Origin of the sequence: Lysinibacillus sp. NPDC093688 (genome assembly GCF_050280145.1) — a bacterium.
Taxonomy (GTDB): domain Bacteria; phylum Bacillota; class Bacilli; order Bacillales_A; family Planococcaceae; genus Lysinibacillus; species Lysinibacillus xylanilyticus_B.
The window spans coordinates 1-21,769 of sequence record NZ_JBNNUX010000016.1 but is presented as its reverse complement, the minus strand read 5'-3'; the positions used below and the strand labels follow the sequence as shown (position 1 = coordinate 21,769).

The window sequence follows — 21,769 nt, the reverse complement described above, 5'->3', positions numbered from 1 at the left end:
CGTTTTTTAAGTATGGGTATCGGATTCTCAACTGCTGTTTTTTTCTAAAATGGAGTTTTTAGGGGCGAGTCTGCCCTTTTTTAGAAAATAAAACCCTAAAGGAGATTGCCTATGAATACTAAAATAACACGCAAAAATCCAATCCAAGTACCGAACCCTGTTGGCAATTACAGCCATCTTACAATAATTCCTAAGGATGCAACAATGTATGCATTATCTGGACAGATTGGAGTAGGAGCTAGCGGTGAATTGCCATCGTCACTAACCGAGCAGGTTAAGAATACATTAAAAAATATTCAATTAATATTAGAAGCAGAGGGTCTTAACGCAGATAATGTGGTGAAGGCCAATATTTGGGCAACAGAAGAAATAGATTGGGATGACTTCTATCAACAATGGGAAACGATGTTTGGAAATCCTTATCCATCTATGACAATAGCTTATATTACTGCTTTAGGACTTCCTGACATTAAATTAGAAATTGATATTTGGGCTGCTAAATAAGCAGAGTACCGACAAAATCTTTATGATTTTGTCGGTTTTTTTATAAAAAGTAAATTTTGGGGTAAATGATATGAAAAAAAGGCCACTTTCCCAAGCGGAAAGTGACCAAAGAAAGATTTAATAATGATGGGGGTGTGTTTCTTGCCCAAGGTATGAGCAAGTTGGAAGCAAATTAGGTACACTACCATTTTATGAAAAAGAAAAGATTGCTGTTAGGTCTTTGCCTAAATCAATAACTGTTTTTTAGGCGTGTTTTTTAGAATTAGTAGAAGTTTTCAGCAAGGAAGGTACTGTCCAATAAGTACCCATGCGCCATAACCACTCAAATGGACCAAATTTAAAGAATTTTAACCAAATCTTACTGAAAAGTAATTGGAAAATGTAAATGCCAATACAAATCCAAAGTGATTGGATGAAACGAATATTGCCAATAAGGTGAAAGGCATGGCCAATTATTAAAATCAGCGCGGTTTGTCCTAAATAATTTGTTAATGCCATTCGACCATAGTATTTTAATGGTGAAAGCAAAACTTGACATAAAGGGTGTTGCAATAAAAGCATTAATAATCCTACATAAAATGCTGATACAAATGGGCTAAATTGAAGCCCGATTAGTGCAAAATTTTCAATGTTTGTCACATGTTCCTTAAGCTCACCTTCTGTCATTTGATCAAAGTTCACCATTGCCTCTGGGACATAATGCCATTGATACAGCAATCCCCCAATGCTAATAAAGAACATAATAACTGTCAAAATAACTATTCTTTTACGATTGTCATGGATCTTTTCAAATATTCGATACTGCCCAGCAGCTAATCCTAGTAAAATTAGAGGGAACGGCATAACAATTTTGAAACCCAAATAAGCGGTTACTGCTAATAAAATAAGCCCGATAGTCAGGTTTATTTCTTTACGAACTTTGTAAAAAGGTAACGCAATTAGCCCAAATATTGCATAGATGGTTAATGCTTCTCCAGGTTGGAAATAAAAGTGTACAAGTCCGATTAACAATAAAATAATTATTCTTCTAATAAATAATAGGTACGCATTTTCATTTTTAGCCATGGCACGGGAAATGAAAATATAAAAGCCAACACCAAATAAAAACGAAAAAATGGTGAAAAACTTACCTTCCACAAAAAGTGTTAAAAATCTATTATATGCAACATCTACAGATGTTTCTGGTGGATTAATCCACAGTAATCCTGGAATATTGACTAGAATAATCCCTAATAAAGCAAATCCCCTTAAATAATCTAGTGTATCAATTCGTTTGTTTAATTCAATTGGTTGCATTTTCTCACTCCTCATTCACAAAGTATACGGAAGTTATCCATAAAGTAGTAACGATGAATGTTACGCCAATCTTACAAAATCGTCATATAACATTAATTATTTTCTGGATACATAGATAAAATGTCTTTTGCATGCTGTCGTAAAATATCGACTAATTCTTTCGGTTCTACAATTTGTGCATCCATACCAAGTCGATAGAAGAGGGGGCTAATAAAATTCAGCTCACCCTTGTCTATAATGGAATAAATATAACCAGTGCCATCTTCTTTTATCACGACCAAATCTTCAAGGTTTGGTTCGCTTTTGCATTGTCGCACACCTTCTCTTGATAAACGTACATGTAAACGGATAGGTTGATTATGTTCATATGTGCTACTAAACCACTCCTTCAAATTTACAAATATCTCTTTGTTTTCTTCACTTTCTATAATGGAAAGTATGCGGTCTACACGAAACAGTAATATTTTTTGTTTTGTGAAATCAAAGGCGGGCATATACCACAATCCATCATGAGCATACACACCAATTGGATGAATATGTTTCGTTGTTGTCCCTGATTTGGATTCATAGTGAATATGTAGATTTTTGTTTTCAATGGCTGCCTCTAAAACTGCTTTCAATAAAGGGGTTTCAATTGCTCGTTTTGGATTCCAAAATGCGATGTAGGATTGAAGTTTATCTACTTTCCGCTTAGCTTCTTCTTGTAGCGAGCTGTAAAGCTTTTGAGAAGCGGATTTTATTTCCGTATTAAAAGGTAAATCACGATAATAATGAAGTGATTGGAACGCAAAGAAAATCGAAACTGCTTCATCTTCTGTAAATAAAATAGGCGGTAGAAGTCTGCTCGATAGAACAGTATAGCCACCGTTTCGTCCTTGTTCTGCATAAATAGGTAAGCCCATATCACTTAAATCTAAAATATATCGGTGAACCGTGCGAATCGATATGTTGAATTCATCCGCTACTTCCTGTGCAGTAAATTTCTTTTTTGCACTAACAAACAAAAGGATATCTAATAGACGTTTTGCTTTTGACACATTTATTCACCTTTTTCATTTAAACATGCCACTAGTTGTCATGTTTTTTGTTTAGTATAGACCTTGTTCAGGAGTTTTACAAAAGTTTAAAGGAGACGATGTTATGGCACGAGAAATCATTTTATTTATAGCGACTAGTTTGGATGGTTATATTGCGAAAGAAAATGATGATTTACAATGGCTAGAAGAAGCAGAGAGCGAAGGGGATGCAGGCTATTCGGATATGTATCAATCCATTGATACTATTATTATGGGCAAAAGAACGTATGATTACGTTGTAGACCATATTGAGTCTTTCCCATATCTCGATAAGAAATGTTATGTATTCACAACGTCATTAAGTGGACAAAACGAACATGCTGAGTTTGTGAATGAAGATGTTGTAACGTTTACAAAAAAATTAAGGGAACAGGAAGGCTCTAAAATTTGGATGGTAGGTGGAGCGGGAATTCTCGATCCCTTTATAAAGGAACAGTTGATAGATGAAATAATTATTACGGTTACACCGCACCTATTAGGTTCTGGAATTCCATTGTTTAAGGATACTAATCCATTTCAAGACCTGGAGTTAGTAAGTACACAACGCTATGGGCAAATGGTGCAAATGCATTATAAGGTGAAGAAAGAGGCTTGATAACAGCCTCTTTTTCCGTAATTAGTAAAGCGAATGATAGATTTCACCCATGATTCCCTTCATTTGATGCATGCCTGTATCAGTATTCGTCATCATAACTATCCCTTGTTCAAGGTATGGATAGGCGACTAGCATACATTGAAACCCGACACCCCAGCCAAGAGAGGAAAACTCGAGTTTGTCGTCCGTGCCATCTAGAAATACACCGAGACCTGTCCATGTTCTACGAATTTCATCACTAAAGTGCTTGTTAGAAACTTACTGATTGAGCAAGCGTTAAAAATGGAGTGCTCATTAATTTTTTATCGGTACCTGCTTCTAGAACACCAAAATGATCCTTCTTACTGATATTTCCCTTTTCGATAGCTACAATCCTTAAACCTGTTATACGGTAATGCTCCATGCGGTCATGAATGTTTATCATCTATTAGCTCCTAGTTTTTTTCTTCATTATAACAGAGGGAGGGGAACTGGTGTTTGTGAAATGAGTTTTTATTTTTTTAATTGTGCATGTACAATCATACAAATACTATCTTTTGTAAACTCACTTTTGTTCCATGATCCATATAGGTGTAACAAGTCGAATCCATTTTGTTCTAATAGCCTCTTCAATTCCATTGGATATGTATAGCGAATTCGAATTGAATCTTCGAAAGTTGAATGTTCTAGCGTATTGATAGAACGACCAGTTAAAATCTGTGTGATAGGGTCATATTCTTCATGGTGTTGAATGGTTAGTTTTTCTCCTTTGCTAGTTACCAAGCTTTCCTCGTATTCATCTACAATAGATAGCTCACTTAGAATAGGGTTTCGTGTATCGAATACAAATTCTCCTTCAGGATGTAGGTGTTGTTTAACGGATTGGAATAAAGCATTTTGACTTTCATTACTTAAAAAATGTTGAAATGAATTACCTGTCATATAAATAAAATTTGATGTGATTGGTAAATGAAGCTGTGTGCAGTCTTGCACAGTAAAATGTATATCAACATTCTCCTTCTTCGCTTTTTCAATGCCTTGTTGAATCATCCCTTCGTGAATATCAATTGCATAAACCTCAAATCCTTGCTTGGCAAGGGGAATAGCTAATCGACCTGTCCCACAAGCTAATTCAATAATCGTATCGTTCTTTGTTTTTAAGTGATTTTCAATGTATTGTAAATCTACTTTATTATTTTCATAGAGTGCATCATATTCAATAGGGTTATTATATTTCTCTAGATTTCCACTAAACTCATTTTGATACATACAATTTAGCTCCTTCAACTTTATCTTAATTTGTAAGAATATTGTATAATAAATACAATATTCTTACAAATTAGACTGATAGCGGAAATCGCTTTTTCGTTAACTTGTTTTTTGTTTTTTATTTGTAAGTAAATTATTATGAGATTGGGAAAATGAATCAAAGAAGTGAAATAATCCAGGTAATACAATTACCATACCAACAATCGCAAATATTTGACGCGTACTTAAATCAAAAAATGATGAGGAAGCAAACAATATCCCTAATGGCATGGTAACTCGAAGGAATAGTAATCGAACTGCACTTAGTTGGGTTAAACGATCTCTAGGAGCCTTACGCTGAAAAATTGCCGCACTTTGGGCATTAAATAGAGGTATTCTCCAAAGCATGTCTCGTAAAGGAAACTGTTACGACAACTCTGTAATGGAGAATTTCTTCGGGATTAATGAGTTTTTATACTTCAAAAAATTTGAAAGTGTAGACCATTTTAAAACTGAATTAGAAAAGTATATAATGTATTACAATACAAAAAGGATTAAGGCAAAATTAAAAGGCATGAGTCCGATACAATATCGAACCCATGCCCTAGCCGCTGCCTAATGAAATAACCGTGTCTAACTTTTAGGGGTCACTTCAAATCCTGAAACCACTTATGCTTGTTTATATTGCTAATAAGTAAAGCTCTCGTCGAAAAGGTTGAGAGCTTACTTTCTTTTTAATATTTTTTATGGATAGGGAAAAATATAACTATTAATAACATTCCTAAATACAAAGGATACTTTAAAAATTCATTTGTTGAATACCCCATTAAATAAGTCATACCTTTTAACATCATTACTATACCAATTGCAAACAAACCAAGTCTTATTTTTTTCTTCATACAGGTCCCTCCAAATTTAAAATTCTACCTCATTTTGAGCTTGCCTCTTATAGTTTAAGTAATATCGATCTGTTGCGAGACCTAAAGTTGGCTCTACCAAAGCCTATAACTAATTTAAGATGCGCTTTTCCTCCTGCTCTTTCTCTTATTTAATATGGTATCAAAAAGGGACAGCTTTATGCTGTCCCTTTCAACTTTTAGTTCAAAAAATAGCAAAAAAAGTCTATTAGCTATCGGTTTTTCGTTCTTAAAATAATTAATTTAATGGAATGGTTGATTTTAATGTTAATACATCCACTTTGTATAACAGATGTACATCAAAAACTATAAAAAGGAGTGTTTTATTTATGGCTAGTGCTGTCATTGATGCAAATGTTGCAGTAACAGGTGTTACAAAAAACACTAATGGAACAATTAAAGTAACTTATAAAGTAAAGGTAAAAGATGCAGGAAAAACAGGCATATCTATTGGCTACGAATGGCCAAGTAATTATCGATTAAGTGATAGTAGTTTTACAACAGTAGCTAATACTGTTGGTACTCATACTATTACTCTTCCTAAGCCAAAAGTTAATGCTATTGGAACTCAAAATGTTGTTGCTAAACTTTTAGGAAGGTACACGGAAAGCAAACATCTTAAGTCAGTATTTAATTATCCTGATAAAAAAGAAGTAACATATCATGAAGTTAGTAAATTAGAGGCTGGAGCTGAATATTTTGTAGTTGTAGGTTTAGGTGCCGCAATTGAGTATTACTTCAAAAAAAGTAAAATTGGATTCGTTTTAGGCAAAGCATATTTGGGATTCATAACTTATTATGGTCTTACTAGTGTTGGTGTAATTGAAGATTTCCCACCAGCAGTTGTAGGACAGTATCTAAAGGTTACAACTTGGTATTCTTCTCAAGGATTACATGTGAAAACTGAAATTTGGGCAAATAAATCTTCGTTTGATAAAAAAGCAAAAGCCATTTATGTTGGAACAGCAGTTTCTAAATGGTAAAACTTTGTTCACAGTCTCAGACTGTAAACAAAGTTGAACAAGTATCATAGTATGCAATATTTTATACACAATTTAGGTAGTAAAACAGCCTTCAAACGCTGTCAAACCAACGTTGTATAAAATGCTGCATATGCAATAACTTGTAATTTAAATGAAAAGGCAGTAATGACAAGGGTTGGCCCTTCATCGTTACTGCCTACTTCTAATGTTATGTAAAGTCAAAATGTATGAACATGAATAAGACTTTTTTAAAAAAAAGTTGTTAAATCGAATTGAAAGTCCCCTTTATAGAGTGTTAGGTTGTTCAACTCTAACAAATTCATATAACAGGAGGATAGGAGGATATTATAATGTCATCAAAAATTGTAAAACGAGAAACAGAGGTTCGGTACAAAGTTTCCTCGCTGCCGCGCACAAAAAAACAATAAAGTCAGTATATCTGATTTAGGAGTAGAAATTGCTTCGGTAGGTATTGGTACTCCAAATATGTAGCACCAAAAATGGCAAAGGTTTTGGACATTTCTGGCTACGGTCTTACGGTAACTGGATTTGTTGCAATGTTAAAAAAACCGAACTGCAAACAGTTACAATCCGTTTTAGACGATTGTGCGAAGCGTAAGGGGTATTCATATTCTAACAACTACAGAATTGGTGGAGTATGTAGGTTGGAGTGGCAACAATATTACTTATTCAACACAAACAACATATTCGTACCATTAATTTGAGAATTTCATTTAAATCCTTTTGATTTTTTTGAGTTTCCATTCGAATTATCCACCATTCGTTAAAATGAGTTTTGAAATTCATTCAATACTTTATAAAGGGAAAAACAATGATAATTTGACAACCATAATGATATTTTTTTAAAGGTTGATAAAAAGTCCATGAATTTCCCTTTATAAAGAAAGGGGGGCTTCGATCGGAGAATATGAATTCTTAATTGGTTTGATTAGCAATACAGGATTTCCATTTGTCGCTTTTTTACTGATCTTTTGAAGTTCGATAAATCACTAGGATTGCTTGCAGAAGCTGTGAATAATAACACGAATGCGGTTCAATTATTATTATTATTACAAAAAGAAAACCAAGAAAATAAAAATAAGTAATTAAAATGTTTAAATGGAATCGTTATTTTGAGGAGATCAGCAAACCTAATTTTTATCAAAGATATGGCATGTATAGAGACAAGCTATTAGTTGTAACAAGTAAAAGGGAGATTCGTTATTAAGCATATCCAATAAATAAAGGATACGCTTCTTATATGTGTATTTTAAGCATTTTTCTTCGTTTTCGTTGCTCGTTTTCTCGTTGCGGGTTTTTTCGTTTTCTCTAAGGAAGCTTGAAGAGCTGTCATTAAGTCCGTGACATTATCAGGGACTGGGCGTTTATCGTTAGCTGAAATTGTACTCGTAGCTTTTTTCTCTTCTATAAGCTCCATTAATGAATTGCGGTAATCGTCCGTATATTTTTCAGGATTAAATTCGGTTGTTAATTGATCGACGAGCATCAATGCGGTTTCAAGCTCTTTTGGAACAATATTTTGTTCACTTGGAACATTGGGAACATCACCAACACTTCTTACTTCATCTGGGTAATGAATTGTTTCCATCACTAAAGCGTTTTGATAAACACGGACGATCGCTAATTGTTCTTTTGAACGGATAATGATTTTAGCAACGCCTATTTTTCCGGATTGCTCTAATGTTTGACGTAGTAGGGAATAAGCCTTTCCGCCAGTCGAATCAGGGGATAAAAAATAAGTGCGTTCAAAATAAATAGGGTCGATTTCAGTTAATTTCACAAAATCAATGATTTCAACGGCCTTATCTTCATTCTCCTTCCGCAAGCTCTCTAATTCTTCTTGATCTAATACGACAAACTTATTTTTGGCATATTCATACGCCTTTACAATATCCTCATCTTTTACTTCTTGGTTACAGCCTTCACAAACCTTTGTATAGCTAATAGGGGTATGACATTCTTTATGGAGCTGTCGTAATTTAATGTCTTTATTTTCAGTAGCGGCATGAAGTTTTACCGGTATATTGACAAGACCAAATGAAATACTGCCTTTCCAAACTGTATGCATTTGTATCACCTCGTTTTTCTTACTATGATATATTTTGCTTATTTTTATGTATCTTAAAGTGAAATCGTCAAAAACTGAACGTAAAAAGAAAAGTAGGTATTCATATGAAACCAATGCTTTTAATGGAAGTGCTTGAAACGCCTATTGGTGAGGAATGGATGTACGAAACAAAATATGATGGATTTAGATGTATGTTAGTGTGGGACGAACAGCCAATGTTAGTAAGTAGAAATGGCAATAACTTAAATCATTTGTTTCCGGAGATCCTTGACTTTTGTAGGAGTATATTTAATAAAGTTAAAAAGTATTTACCGTTAACATTTGATGGTGAATTAGTGTATTTAAAGAATAACTATAACAGTGAATTTTCGCTTGTTCAACAAAGAGGGAGGATGCAAAACAAAGATGTTATTGCTACGCATGCAAAAGCTTTTCCTTGTCATTATATTGCTTTTGATTTATTAACCTATAAAGGGGAGTCCTTGGCAAGTAAGTATTTGAAAACACGCAAACAGCAACTTTCTAAGCTTTTTACGACTTTAAATCTCCCGGTGACTGTCAATTATGAGGATCAATGTCCTTTACAAGCGATTAGCAGTGTGGAGCATAGTGAATCTCTTTGGCAAGCTATTAAGGTTTACAACGGAGAGGGCATGATAGCGAAGAGGAAAACGAGTAAATGGATTGGAGATACACGCTCGACACATTGGTTAAAAATAAAAAATTGGATCTATGTAACGGTCATGGTTACGAAATATGATCATGGCAATGGTTATTTTCATGGCAGTATATATCAACAGGAGAAGCTAGTTGAAGTTGTTAGTTTTAAACATGGAATGTCAGAGGAAGAACGTAAAACACTTATTGCTTTTTTTCAAGCAAATGGGCAGAGGAATAATGAAACATGGGAGTTGGAGCCATCCATTTGTGTTGATATAGCATGTATTGATTTCGATGGCAGCAAATGTCGAGAACCGCGTTTTCATGCATTTCGACTGGAGATGTTGCCAGAGGATTGTCATTGGCAGCATATGCAGCGTCAACTCTTTCCTATTCCAGATACTGTTCAGATTACGCATCCTGATAAGCCTGTTTGGCCTGAAGCCGGTATTACGAAGGATGGTTATTTGCATTATTTGCAAATGATTTCTCCGTATTTGCTACCTTTTTTGCGAGATCGACCACTTACGTTAATTCGATTTCCTCATGGGGTGCCGGGGGAAAGCTTTTATCAAAAAAGTAGTCCCGAGAAAATACCTGCATTTGCTTCAACAGGATGGATGGACGATATTCATTATCTTGTCTGCAACAATCTTGAAACACTATTGTGGCTAGGCAATCAGCTTGCGCTTGAGCTACATATTCCATTTCAAACTTTACAAACAGAGCATCCTACTGAAATTGTCTTTGATCTAGATCCTCCTTCTGTCGATCAATTTTCGCTTGCCGTTACTGGGGCACTAGATTTAAAGGGAATTATTGATTATTTTAAGCTCCAATCTTTTGTGAAAACATCAGGAGGCAAAGGATTACAGCTATATATACCGTTACCTGAAAATGCATTTACTTATGACGAAGTGCGCGTATTTACGGAATTTATCTGTCGTTTTTTATGTGAGCAAAAACCAGAATTGTATACAATCGAACGTTTAAAGAAGAATAGACATCAAAAATTATATTTAGATTATGTGCAGCATGCAGAAGGCAAGACGATTATTGCGCCGTATTCAACTCGTGGCAATGAGAAGGGCTTAGTGGCAACACCATTACACTGGGAGGAAGTTAATGAGCATTTAACACCAGATCAATTTACGATTCCCGCTGTACTGGAGCGAATGAAAAAAGTGAGCAACCCATTTAAAAATTTCCGTCAAGTAGGGGAGAGCCAGGATTTTCAAACAGCTTTAGTACGGTTAAAGGAGCAATGATGTGCTTATCCACGATTTTGAACATTCTATCCACGACTTTGGACGTTCTATCCATCCTTTTAGGTATTCTATCCACGATTTTGGACGTTCTATCCATCCTTTTAGGTATTCTATCCACGATTTTGGACGTCCTATCCATCTTTTCAGGGATTCTCCTAAGTATGAACAGGCAGATAGGAGCAATTTGGGTGACAACCTTCAAACGTATGTAAATAAATAGAACAAACATATTATTTATAAAAAATATGTTTGTTCTATTTTTTATGATTCTGTTCGTAACGATTGTTGTTTTATCTTGTCTTACTCAACGAACGGAGTAGTTTAATCTAATAAGGTTTATACTGGATGTTATTTTAAATATTAGAAATATGGTAAAATAAACCATTGGAAACATATTAAAAGATACGGAAAAATATTGGCGATTTGATAGGAGGTTGAACATATGAATGATAAGAAGAAGGGGAAATTACAAGTCACGGTAATAGTTTTAATAATATTAATATTGGTTATGGCTTTTGTTTTATTATTTTTAGGTCATTATATTATGGCGTTTGTTTTATTTGGAATTTTTATGGTGATTATTAATTTTATTAGTAATTGGACAGGAATTAATAATGCAGATTTCGTTTATAGAAAAATTCATAAGAATAATGAAAAGTGGTAATAACGCTTAGGTACGATTACAGCAAGTAGATTTGCCAGTTCATCTTTAATGGGTATTTCATGATTTATCAGGATACGGTGTTAACAAATAAGGGATTTTAGGAACAACTCAAAAGAACTCAACCGATAGAGGTAACTTAAAACATCGGAATTAATTGAATGAAAGAGAGGGCCAGATTGCCATGTCCTCTCTTTAACTTATATTAGATCAATCTCATTTTCACAACAACTGCTTAAAAGTTAAGGATTTGTCAATTCTCTTAGACGTTTTATATTTTGCTGATAAATCTCCGGTGAATGCCACTCTTTAAAAATTTCAGGAATTTCTATTTCCTCATCTTTGTTGCTCGTTTCTGCAATGGAAGTTATTTCAGAAATATAATTGATTATTTTTGAGATATCTTCTTTTGTTCCCGTTGGACCGTGTCCGGGTACTGCTACTTCAATTTCTAGTCGTTCAACTACTTTTAAAATATCGCTCCATTTCACAGGGGCAGATTCTTCAAAAAACGTTGGATGACAATTCACAAATAATAAATCACCCATAAATATTACTTTCTCATCAGGAATATAAAGCATGGCATCACAAAATGAATGGCCACCTCCAAGCGTGAAAAGCTTTGCACTGCATTTCGTTCCCTGAAAGGTTATTTCATTGTTAAAAGTTTGGTTAGGCACTACTAATTCCAAAGTTGGTAAAGAATCTTTTAATTCATTTAGAGTATCTATTTGGTATTGTATTGAGGGATCGTTGGCTTGATTTAGCTGGTTTTTTAAGGACTGGATATAGTCCTTTAAACCTTGAATATCATTTTTTTGCTTACTGAATCTTGCGGGGTGATTGTCTCTTATTTTTGAGTATGTAATCTGGCTTGAAATAATAGTAGTATCTTTAAATGTTTGGTTGCCTCGAATATGGTCGCCATGCCAATGACTGTTAATTACCCATGAAACGGCTCGGTTTGTTATTTTTTCCGCTAAGAGCTTTAAGTCTTCAGATGCTTGTTGAGTGTTAAATGTATCAAAAACGATAACTTGATCACCTAAATCCACAAAACCTGCATTGGCGACAGCCCCGCCACTTTCTTTGGCTATTGCTGCAAAGCTATTATTACTAATTTTCTCTAACTTAAAGTGTTTACTATAAAACGCATCGTTCATTTAGCTCACCTCTTATTTATTTAACTATATTTTCTTTATTCGATGATGATTAAAATAATCCCTCCAGATTCTAACAAAGTTGTTCTGTTTTTTAATTAGGCTGTTTTCGAAAGGATTGTTGCTATTCAACTAACGGAGCAGTTTAGTTTAATAAGCAGTCAAATATAGAGGACACTAAATATGAGGTGTTTTCTTATGAAAAAAGTTCTTATATTAAATATTGCCATTTCTCTTTTTGCTGTTTTAACAAAAACTAAAGCAATGATAAATGAATATGATGAAATTGCAAAGTCTGATAAAGCGGATGTTACCCTTTATGCTAAAAAGATGAACGGAGTATATACAGATTTTAAAATCAATCGTTCAGTACTACGGTTGTACGAAAGAAAATCGTTACATCGGAAATATGATTCGTGTAGCCCTGACTTTAAAGGATAGAGCCTCTAAGGCCGACTATGCTTTAAGTTGTTAGAAAATAAATCATATACACAAGTAGAAGAAATAACTACAATCAGTGAAAGTACGCTAATCCTTGTCAAAAAAGACGCTGTAAAATAATTATTGTACATATATTTTACATTTTTTATCTTTTAAACTTTTTATAGATTCAATAGAAGATTTAATAGAAAAACAACTTCATTTTTGATATTGTTTTTCTAATTTCTTTTTTTATAGCCATTTACTATATGTTTAAGGCTTTTTCGGTCAATATAATTGGTTAATCTGTCGTATTCGTTTAACATTGGTAAATTATTATACTACATCATATGACATATTTTGAGAGGAAACCAATCCTATGAAAAAACTCTTTATTTTAGCTTTTACGCTTTCCTTATTCGGTTGTAGTAATTCAGACGAAATTTCAAAAGTAAAGAATTATTATTTTTCTGAAAATGCTACAAATTGTGCATACATTTTTTATAATGTGGAAGGTGCAGAACCTTTAACAATGAAAGAACGCACCATAAATTACTATTTTAACGAACGAAACATAATCACGACCAGCTCTTCTTACGATTTCGGTTGGAAATACGAAGATGGCTCTGGTCCCAATGAGGTTCATTATTTTAAAGGCATAAATATGATTAAATAAGAACCATATTGTAGTCGAGTAGAAGATGTCTGAATTTATAGATATCTTTTTTCTTATCCCGCTCTATGAGTACTTAGTATATATCTATAAAATATTTTTTTTATTGCAAAACAAGACTTTTTAAGAACCTATGTAATATAAAATCTTGAATCATTATATACTTAGTATATAATAATATAAAAGATATTAGGGGGATTTGATAAAGTGATTCAGGTTGAAAATCTTAAAAAGGAATTTTTACAAGGACAAGAGAGAATTAAAGTATTAAAAAATGTTAGTTTACAAATTCAAAAAGGTGAATTTGTAGCTATTATGGGTCCAAGTGGCTCTGGAAAAAGTACTTTACTTCAATTATTAGGTGGTCTTGATATACCTACAGAAGGGGACATTATAATTAATCAACATTATTTAAATAGGATGACAGAAAAGAAAAGGACAATATTTCGCAGACAGAATATTGGCTTTGTTTTTCAAAATTATCAATTACTTAGTAATCTAAATGTGGAAGAAAATATAGCTTTCCCACTTCATGCAGATGGAACTTTAACAAAAGATAAAAAGCAACCAGTTTTACAATTACTTAATTCCGTCGGTTTAAAGGGACTTGGGCAGAAGAAGGCTAATTTGCTTAGTGGTGGGCAACAGCAACGTGTAGCTATAGCTAGAGCACTAGTTAGCAACCCCGCCGTATTATTGGCAGATGAGCCAACAGGTAATTTAGATAGAAATACAGCCGAGGACATTCTTGGGTTAATGACTAGGTTTAATCGAGATTACAATCAAACAATAATCATGGTTACACATGATATTTTCGCAGCTGGATTTGCAGATCGAATTATTCTTATTAAAGATGGAATTGTCGATCAGGTGATTTCTAGAAAGGATGAAGATTATGCTAAATATTTGGCGAATTTCATGGCGTAATATAATAGAAAGCAAAAAAAGATTTTTCTTTTCATTACTTGGGATCATTATTGGCATTTCCTTTATAACTTCCATGTTAATTGCTGATAAAACAACAAATGATGTTTTTAATTATTATGAACAAATGTATGTAGCAAATGCTGATTATTGGTTTTTAAGTGATGAACATACCTTTTCAGAAGAGGCTGTTTCCTCTCATTTAGACAATCCAATCATTACTGACTCGTTGCTTGCACTTGATAAACATGTATTCTTTGATCTTGATGATAAATCGGAAAATCAACGTTCTGTACGAATTACGGGTGTGAATGATCAGAATAGTTCTTTACTAAAACTACCAGTTATAAAAGGAGAGTTAGATAATGAAGGGCTAATTATAACCGAGCCTGTTGCAAATTTATTAAATAAAAGTGTTGGAGATACTATTCGGTTTAGCAATTTAGGAGAGGCTAAGGTTTCGGCAATAGTCGGGTATACACAGTTGCTTGCGAGTCCTAGTGATTGGGAAAGTGCTGAATCAACTAGTTTTAGAATTATGGCTCCCCTTGATTTGTTAAGAGAATGGACAGGTATGGATAATGAGCTTTCATATGTACGATTTCAAACAAATGAAGATGGTGAAAAACTTTTTCAAGATTTACAGAATGAATTTACTAATTCAAATATATATATCCAACCAGTTGTCGCAGATGATCTACAAAGTAACGATATTAGGGGTCTCTACACATTTTTTTACTTAATTGCTGTTTTATCTATGCTTATTAGTGGATTCATTGTCTTTAATATGATTTATACAAGTGTTATGGAAAGAAAAAAGGAATTTGCAATAATGAAAAGTTTTGGTTATTTGCAAAGCTCTATTTCTAAACTTGTATTCATTGAAGTAATCATTTTATCATTAATTGGTACGGCTATTGGGGTTCCAATTGGGATTTGGCTTGGCGATATGTTTATGCAAACTTTGCTTAGTGTATTTGAATTTGATACGGTGTACACTTTGAATTGGAAAATGCCTACAATAACAGCCATTGTAATAGGAATTGTATTTCCTATTATCTTCTCCTTATTTCCTATTTACAATGCTGGGAAAACTTCGGTGCTCTTGACATTAAAAGAGGCGACTCAAACATTATCGTCGAAAAGACAATATCTATTTAGAGGTATTGTAGGAGTTGGCTTACTTTCCTTTATATTTATTGATCATTTTATTTCCTATTTAGCTATTTTAGCAAGTATTATTTTGCTGTTTCCATTCTTGTTAATAGGAATAAGTAAGATCTTTAAACCAATTTTCAAAATGTTTTTTGGCTATTCAGGAATTTTAGCTACGCATAGCCTTACACAGCAATTAAATAGAAATGCCAATACTTCTGCTATACTTGCCATTGGAATAGCAGTCATCTTATTGTTAAGCTCTGTTATAGAAACTGCTCCTGAAGGGTATGAACGTGATATTAGAAATACATTTGGGGGTGATCTAAGGGTTACATCGGAAGCCCCTTGGTCTAGTGAAGATATAGAAACTCTATTTTCTTATGATTCTGTAGCAAATGTTACTCCACTAACAGAAGCTACACCTATTACATGGGAAACAATGAATGATGAGAGTAGACAATTTTCTATTTTTGCCGTAAGTAAAAAGGGACCTATATTATTTGAAGATATTGAAAAAGAATCGTTATATGAGGAATTACAAAAGAAACCATCTATCCTGCTCGGTAAGCGAGCTTTTGATGAATGGGGTGGTAAAGTAGGGGAATACATTCACATAAATACACCTTCTGGTAATCAAAAATTTGAAGTCATTGATGTTGTAGATACTTCACATTATTCAGGATATGTTGGTTTTATGGGTGAAGATCATTTAAATAATGAATTTGGTTGGGCTAATAGTTTTGATATGCTACTAGCATTAAATGATAAATATAGCGGAGAGGAATTACAAGATCAGTTATGGACAGATTTCAATGAACACCTTTCAAAAGTTAAAACTATTGAAGATGAAATTAAATCAACTACTTCTGCGTTATCTGGTATGAACGAAATAATATTAATTATGCTATTCCTAATTATTGGCTTAGCTAGTATTGGCACAGCTAATACTCTTTTGATGAATACATTTGAACGAACATCTGAGATTGGAACAATGCGAGCACTTGGATTTACTAGACAACAAGTAAGAAAGATGGTAGTTGGTGAGGGGTTACTCATAGGTTTAGTAGGAGTCATCGGGGGTGTAGTATTAGGTGTGATTTTACTTTACGTTACTAGTCAATCCAAGCTTTTAGGAGATTTCATACCTTTCAATATACCTCTTGCTAATATTGGAGTAGCATTGATTGCTGGTCTATTACTAAGTTTTCTTGCCTCTTGGATATCCAGTATGACTGCTAGTAAAATAAATATTTTATCTTCAATTAAAGAAGGTTGATCAATTATGTCAGTAAAGTATGGACTATTAACATTGTTATACCAACAGGATAATCATGGATACGAATTAAAAGTAGAATTGGAGTCTCTTCTAAGTATCAAAGGAAAAATTAATCCTGGTCAAATTTATACTACTCTTGACCGTCTCATTCGTGATCAACTCGTGTCATCTGCAGAGATAGATGACCAAGAAAGAAAGCTATATAAGCTAGAAAAGTCAGGAGAAAATGAATTAAAAAAATGGTTATTAGAACCTGTACCTTATCATTCTACTAAGGACGACTTTCATTTTAAATGGAGCTGTGCTCGAAAAATCCATTTTGAGCAAGAAAAAATTATGCTAGAACAACAAAAAGCAATGATAATGAAAGATGTTATAGAATTGACTAAATTAAAAACGGAATTTCTTATTCAAAATGAAGAACATAAATATTTATTAATCAATGGCACACTTTTACATTTAGAGGCAGATTTAAACTGGATAAGTCAGATTGAAAATAGAATTCGTTCATAAATCTATATAAAGGTTTCCTTTTCATATTGCTGTAATTATCTTATACTGTTTTTTCTCAACAAAGGAGGTGTTTGATTGGGAGTTATTCTTGAATATAGTTGGGAATTGTTTATACTTATTGAGTTATTATCTATAGGGGTACTACTCCTATTTGGTATATTTCGTTATTTCTTTAATAAACCTACACTTAGCATTATGTTCATTTTTCTATTTTTATTTATGTTAATACTTGAAGGGTTACTCGGATTGTATGTGTATCAGCAAACAGGAGAGATTTCAACATTTCAAATTGTTATTACTATATTTATTATTTATGCATTTACATTTGGTATATTTGATTTTATAAAGCTAGATCGTTGGATGCGTAGAAAAATTGGGACGTTTCGTGGTGTTGAATTATTATCTGATAAAGACTATAAAATTATTAAAAGAAATAATAACCCTAAATATATTGCAAAGAAGTATCGTAAGTCATCGTATATACATTTGGTTATTTTTGTTACAGTGCAAGCGTTTTTTTGGATTATGGGAACGGAAAACCTTACAGAGATGAAAATGTATTTAACTGATTTGTCATGGATAGAAAAAGGGATAGCAAAGGAATCACCCTATGCTAATGAGATTACTTTTGGAATTGGAGCAATTTGGAGCATTGTTTTTATCATTGATTTTATCTACTCATGGTCTTATACATTGTTTCCTAAAAAATAAAAACTTTTATTTGAGAAAGTAAACCATTTGGCTTTAAGTTGCGATAGCTATAATCATTTCAATTATGTATTTCATACAACAAAAAATACTACCAGATAGCAATAAAAAAAACCGTTATCTGGTAGTAGCATTTTTCATGCACTAAATTTATATCCCATTTCTCAGACGACGGTTTAAATAGCCGTCGTTTCTCTTTTATAAAGAAATTTACGGATAAGATATTAAGCTCGAAACGGATGACTTTACAGAAACAATCGGGCGCGATTGTTGAAGAAGCGTCGCTGTTCTTATTAAACTCCCATGAAAGAACGTAAAAATCTTTCATTTTCTGTGGTGTAGTGTTGATTTTGCGCTACATGGATGGCTAACGGGTGCTTTACTTGAAGATCATTGAGTTGCATATGCAGCTCTTTTTTTCTTATTGAATTAACGGGGCAGTTTTGTTGAACAAGGAGGTAATACCTATGCTATTTTAAACATATCTTAGTATGAGGGAGACATTTAACCTGAAATGTGGGTTTACGAGGTGTTATTGATCAAAAAACCAATATTATACCTATCAAAGTCTTTTATAATCGAGGGAGTTGTTTGTACTGAAACCTTTAACAGAATCAAAAAGTACCTCAAGAAATCTAAAAGAGATTTTAAAATCTCATCCATTAACTTCATTCTTTGTTATGGCATATTTATTTTCGTGGATTGTATTAATTCCATTTATCTTATCTCAATGGAATATCATCCCCAAAGCTAAAATTTTCGATGTTTTCTTTGGACTTAATGCTTTCGTTGGTCCTATGTTAGCTACATATATTATGATTCGGACTCTCGAAGGAAAAGGAGCTTGGAGAGTTTTTACAAAAGGAATATGGAAACTTAAAGTAGGTTTAAAATGGTACTTCTTTGCACTTATCGTCATTCCTACTGTGATATATTTGGGATTTGTAATGTTAAACGGAGGGATTCCAACTTCTAAAGGGCTTACAACGCAATTTTACGCAACATACCCGATTTATCTTGTTGTAGTCTTCTTCTTTGGTGGCCCGTTTCCAGAAGAAATCAGTTGGCGTGGTTTTGCTTTACCTCGAATGCAATCTAAGTTTGGATCATTAAAAGCAACGCTATTGCTCGGAATTCTTTGGGCGTTTTGGCATTTACCTCATTTTTTAACCGCAGCACAAAGAGGTGGTCCGGGTTCAAACATTTCTCTTCTTTATTACGATTTACCTATTTTTATTGTGCTATGCCTAGCTGCTTCCATCATTTTAACTTGGGTGTTCAACTCCAAACAAGGAAATTTGTTTATTGTTATGTTGGTTCACGCTAGTTTGAATACTTTTAGTTTTATACAACCTCATTTTACTAACCCTACTTTGAAAGAATCTGATTTATCTGTTTGTCTAGGATTAGGTCTTTTCGCTTTGATAATTCTGATTTTTACAAAGGGTAAATTGGGATATAAGCAATCTTCTCCTGAAGTGGAATTAGGTAATCAAGAAAATCTTAAACAAACGAACGCAATTGTTGAATAAACTTTACTTTTCTTGTTCAACTCCCATGAAAGAACTTAATCATCTTTCATTTTCTGTGGTGAAGTGCTTATTTTTGCGCTTCATGGGTGACTAACGGGGTGCTTTTGTTGAAGATCATTGAGTTGCTTAGACAGCTCTTTTTTTCTTTACTCAACTAACGGGGCAGGTTAGTTCAATAAGGAATTAACTTATTATCAATATCACAGAAGGCCGATAATGCAAAAAAATGATTGATCAAGAATAAGAGATTATTAACCGCAAATGTAACCTTTTTCCAATTATGATGAAATATACGTTACTATTATTTAAAGTATAACTTTTAATGGGAAAGGAGTTTTAAAGGTGAAAAAAGAGAGTGATCATTTATATTTCATCGATAATATAAAAATAGCTTTAATTATGCTTGTAGTAGCTCACCATGCTGGACAAGCATATGGACCAGGTGGTTGGTGGTATTTTTTGGATGATGAATCTATCAACTGGTTGGGCAGGTTTTTCTCTGTAAATGCAGCATTTTTTATGAGTATGTTTTTCTTTTTATCAGCCTATTTTCTCCCTCAATCAATCGCGAGAAAAGGGCCGAAACGGTTTTTAAAAGAACGGCTTATTAGAATTGGGATTCCATTACTACTGGGATTTCTCGTGATAATTCCTATTCTGATGTATTTATATTACATTAATTTCAGAGATTATGAACCCATCTCATTTTTTTCTTACTATGTTAATATATTTTTGGGACTTGGTAGTGAACCCACGAATTGGTCTGGACCATCATGGCCTGATATGCAATTTGGCCATTTATGGTTTTTAGAGCATTTACTTGTGTATGCGGTTGTGTTTTCAGTCTGGACCTTCTTTACATCCAAGAAATCCACAAAAAAATTTGATGGAAACATTAAGGTTTATCAGATTCTCTCCTTGTGGTTGATCGTTAGTTTAGTGACTTTCATTACAAGGATATGGTTTCCTATTGATCATTGGACAGCTTTCGTAGGATTTATTCAAACAGAATTTGCACATGTACCGCAGTATGTGAGTTTCTTTTGTTTAGGCATTATGGCCTATCATCGCAAATGGTTTTTAACTTTGAGTGCGAGAGTAGGATACATCTGGCTTATTATTGGAGTATTAATAGTAACTATTTTGTATTTTGGAGGGAATACGGTAGATCTTTTTCTTTTAAAGGGTGGACAAAACTTTGGTTCGTTGACTCGATCATTAATTGAGACGTTACTGTGTATTTCGCTTGTAATCGGTCTTCTAATTTTATTTAGAGAAAAAAATAACGGCACTAATCGTTGGTCTAAGATGTTATCAAACAATGTATTTGTTGTTTATTTCATCCATGTCCCAGTAGTTGTCTTCCTTCAATATACATTGAGTGACCTACCAATATCAGTCTGGACTAAATTTCTTATGACGGCATTTTTAGGAATCATTCTAAGTTTTTTGCTAAGTCATTTTGTATGGCGAAAGATTCCATACCTCAAAAAAATGATGTGAAAGGAAATAATATATATATAAATGAAATGTGAAAAATGAAAAAGCCAGCATTATTGCTAGCTATTGTCTTAGTAGGATATTGATGTGTCATAAAAATAATGATTCTTGTTCAACTAACGGAGGCTTTACTTGAAGAACATTGAGCTGTTTTAGACAGCTCTTTTTTCTTATTGAACTCCCATGAAAGAACTTAATCCTCTTTCATTTTCTGTGGTGAAGTGCTGATTTTTGCACTTCATGGATGGCTAACGGGGCAGTTTAGTTGAAGAGTGTTTTTTAACTTGTTGTTCAACAATCGGGCCAGATTGTGGAGTAAGGGAGGTAATCAGATGGTTCATCTCGAAATTATTAGTTATGCCAAAACGACACGCCCCAAATGAATATTGAACAAAGGGATTATATATGATTGGAGGGAATAGAAAATGGATGTAAGGACACTTTTGTTACAACAATGGGCAAGCTGCTTAGATAAAGAAGACTGGTTTCCACCACTTGAAAAAGTACTAGAGAATATTACTTTGGAACAGGCAATTTGGAAACCAGTTGAGGGGGCACATTCCATTTGGGAATTAGTTTGTCATTTACTTTTCTATGAAAAGAGAATTCTGTTACGCTTTCTTGGTGAA

Annotated in this window: 22 protein-coding genes and 2 pseudogenes; 16 read left to right on the top strand and 8 right to left on the bottom strand. The window is 33.5% G+C overall.

The features are described 5' to 3' along the window. Positions 1-111: 111 nt before the first annotated feature. Positions 112-504 carry a RidA family protein gene (locus ACQKN2_RS13725; RefSeq protein ID WP_427415431.1) on the top strand — a complete coding sequence of 131 codons (393 nt, stop codon included), beginning with the start codon at positions 112-114 and terminating at the stop codon, positions 502-504. A gap of 243 nt (positions 505-747) precedes the next feature. Here the strand turns inward: ACQKN2_RS13725 and ACQKN2_RS13720 are convergent, their stop codons facing one another. Together ACQKN2_RS13720 and ACQKN2_RS13715 are read right to left on the bottom strand one after the other, a co-directional pair. Beyond that, a complete protein-coding gene (locus ACQKN2_RS13720; protein WP_427415430.1) occupies positions 748-1,800 on the bottom strand; it encodes a DUF418 domain-containing protein in 1,053 nt (350 codons plus the stop codon). 92 nt (positions 1,801-1,892) lie between these two features. After that, on the bottom strand, positions 1,893-2,837 hold the full coding sequence (locus ACQKN2_RS13715) for a helix-turn-helix transcriptional regulator (protein WP_427415429.1): 945 nt from the start codon (positions 2,835-2,837) through the stop codon (positions 1,893-1,895). A gap of 103 nt (positions 2,838-2,940) precedes the next feature. On the opposite strand from ACQKN2_RS13715, the gene ACQKN2_RS13710 reads away from it, so the two are divergent. Next, a complete protein-coding gene (locus ACQKN2_RS13710; RefSeq protein ID WP_427415428.1) occupies positions 2,941-3,471 on the top strand; it encodes a dihydrofolate reductase family protein in 531 nt (176 codons plus the stop codon). Between the two features lie 21 nt (positions 3,472-3,492). Here ACQKN2_RS13710 and ACQKN2_RS13705 read toward each other — a convergent pair. The 3 genes and pseudogenes from ACQKN2_RS13705 to ACQKN2_RS13695 form a co-directional block, all read right to left on the bottom strand. Continuing rightward, positions 3,493-3,696, bottom strand: a pseudogene (locus tag ACQKN2_RS13705) (serine hydrolase domain-containing protein); the annotation flags it as partial. Positions 3,697-3,721: 25 nt separating this feature from the next. Next, positions 3,722-3,895 (bottom strand): hypothetical protein, encoded by a 174-nt coding sequence (locus ACQKN2_RS13700; RefSeq protein ID WP_427415427.1) that lies wholly within the window; start codon positions 3,893-3,895, stop codon positions 3,722-3,724. A 68-nt stretch (positions 3,896-3,963) separates the two neighbouring features. Then, on the bottom strand, positions 3,964-4,719 hold the full coding sequence (locus ACQKN2_RS13695) for a class I SAM-dependent methyltransferase (RefSeq protein WP_427415426.1): 756 nt from the start codon (positions 4,717-4,719) through the stop codon (positions 3,964-3,966). Between the two features lie 367 nt (positions 4,720-5,086). Here ACQKN2_RS13695 and ACQKN2_RS13690 point away from each other — a divergent pair. Beyond that, positions 5,087-5,317, top strand: a pseudogene (locus tag ACQKN2_RS13690) (transposase); the annotation flags it as partial. A gap of 115 nt (positions 5,318-5,432) precedes the next feature. Here the strand turns inward: ACQKN2_RS13690 and ACQKN2_RS13685 are convergent. After that, positions 5,433-5,597, bottom strand: coding sequence for a hypothetical protein (locus tag ACQKN2_RS13685; RefSeq protein WP_427415425.1), 165 nt, complete (start codon positions 5,595-5,597; stop codon positions 5,433-5,435). Positions 5,598-5,944: 347 nt separating this feature from the next. Here ACQKN2_RS13685 and ACQKN2_RS13680 point away from each other — a divergent pair, with 347 nt between their 5' ends. Beyond that, positions 5,945-6,598: a hypothetical protein gene (locus tag ACQKN2_RS13680; RefSeq protein ID WP_427415424.1), complete on the top strand. Its 654-nt coding sequence runs from the start codon at positions 5,945-5,947 to the stop codon at positions 6,596-6,598. 500 nt (positions 6,599-7,098) lie between these two features. Continuing rightward, entirely contained in the window at positions 7,099-7,323 is a 225-nt protein-coding gene (locus tag ACQKN2_RS13675; RefSeq protein WP_427415423.1) for a hypothetical protein, read from the top strand. 545 nt (positions 7,324-7,868) lie between these two features. Here ACQKN2_RS13675 and ACQKN2_RS13670 read toward each other — a convergent pair. Next, on the bottom strand, positions 7,869-8,687 hold the full coding sequence (locus ACQKN2_RS13670; protein ID WP_427415422.1) for a Ku protein: 819 nt from the start codon (positions 8,685-8,687) through the stop codon (positions 7,869-7,871). Positions 8,688-8,791: 104 nt separating this feature from the next. On the opposite strand from ACQKN2_RS13670, the gene ACQKN2_RS13665 reads away from it, so the two are divergent. Together ACQKN2_RS13665 and ACQKN2_RS13660 are read left to right on the top strand one after the other, a co-directional pair. After that, on the top strand, positions 8,792-10,615 hold the full coding sequence (locus tag ACQKN2_RS13665) for a DNA ligase D (RefSeq protein ID WP_427415421.1): 1,824 nt from the start codon (positions 8,792-8,794) through the stop codon (positions 10,613-10,615). A gap of 442 nt (positions 10,616-11,057) precedes the next feature. Continuing rightward, a complete protein-coding gene (locus tag ACQKN2_RS13660) occupies positions 11,058-11,279 on the top strand; it encodes a hypothetical protein (RefSeq protein WP_427415420.1) in 222 nt (73 codons plus the stop codon). A 239-nt stretch (positions 11,280-11,518) separates the two neighbouring features. On the opposite strand, the gene ACQKN2_RS13655 is transcribed toward ACQKN2_RS13660, so the two are convergent. Beyond that, positions 11,519-12,439, bottom strand: coding sequence for an MBL fold metallo-hydrolase (locus ACQKN2_RS13655; RefSeq protein ID WP_427415419.1), 921 nt, complete (start codon positions 12,437-12,439; stop codon positions 11,519-11,521). A 195-nt stretch (positions 12,440-12,634) separates the two neighbouring features. On the opposite strand from ACQKN2_RS13655, the gene ACQKN2_RS13650 reads away from it, so the two are divergent. The 9 genes from ACQKN2_RS13650 to ACQKN2_RS13610 all read left to right on the top strand — a co-directional run. Beyond that, positions 12,635-12,877 (top strand): hypothetical protein, encoded by a 243-nt coding sequence (locus tag ACQKN2_RS13650; protein WP_427415418.1) that lies wholly within the window; start codon positions 12,635-12,637, stop codon positions 12,875-12,877. Between the two features lie 358 nt (positions 12,878-13,235). Continuing rightward, positions 13,236-13,532: a hypothetical protein gene (locus ACQKN2_RS13645; RefSeq protein WP_427415417.1), complete on the top strand. Its 297-nt coding sequence runs from the start codon at positions 13,236-13,238 to the stop codon at positions 13,530-13,532. 204 nt (positions 13,533-13,736) lie between these two features. Beyond that, positions 13,737-14,456 carry an ABC transporter ATP-binding protein gene (locus tag ACQKN2_RS13640; RefSeq protein WP_427415416.1) on the top strand — a complete coding sequence of 240 codons (720 nt, stop codon included), beginning with the start codon at positions 13,737-13,739 and terminating at the stop codon, positions 14,454-14,456. After that, a complete protein-coding gene (locus ACQKN2_RS13635) occupies positions 14,425-16,887 on the top strand; it encodes an ABC transporter permease (RefSeq protein WP_427415415.1) in 2,463 nt (820 codons plus the stop codon). The genes ACQKN2_RS13640 and ACQKN2_RS13635 overlap by 32 nt, the downstream gene beginning before the upstream one ends. A gap of 6 nt (positions 16,888-16,893) precedes the next feature. Further along, positions 16,894-17,400 (top strand): PadR family transcriptional regulator, encoded by a 507-nt coding sequence (locus tag ACQKN2_RS13630; RefSeq protein ID WP_376070656.1) that lies wholly within the window; start codon positions 16,894-16,896, stop codon positions 17,398-17,400. A gap of 75 nt (positions 17,401-17,475) precedes the next feature. After that, entirely contained in the window at positions 17,476-18,111 is a 636-nt protein-coding gene (locus ACQKN2_RS13625) for a hypothetical protein (RefSeq protein ID WP_283869432.1), read from the top strand. Between the two features lie 584 nt (positions 18,112-18,695). Then, positions 18,696-19,640 (top strand): CPBP family intramembrane glutamic endopeptidase, encoded by a 945-nt coding sequence (locus tag ACQKN2_RS13620; protein ID WP_427415414.1) that lies wholly within the window; start codon positions 18,696-18,698, stop codon positions 19,638-19,640. A gap of 342 nt (positions 19,641-19,982) precedes the next feature. Beyond that, positions 19,983-21,143: an acyltransferase family protein gene (locus ACQKN2_RS13615; RefSeq protein WP_427415413.1), complete on the top strand. Its 1,161-nt coding sequence runs from the start codon at positions 19,983-19,985 to the stop codon at positions 21,141-21,143. A 422-nt stretch (positions 21,144-21,565) separates the two neighbouring features. Next, positions 21,566-21,769: DinB family protein (locus ACQKN2_RS13610; protein ID WP_427415412.1), on the top strand; the 204-nt coding region annotated here is incomplete at its 3' end.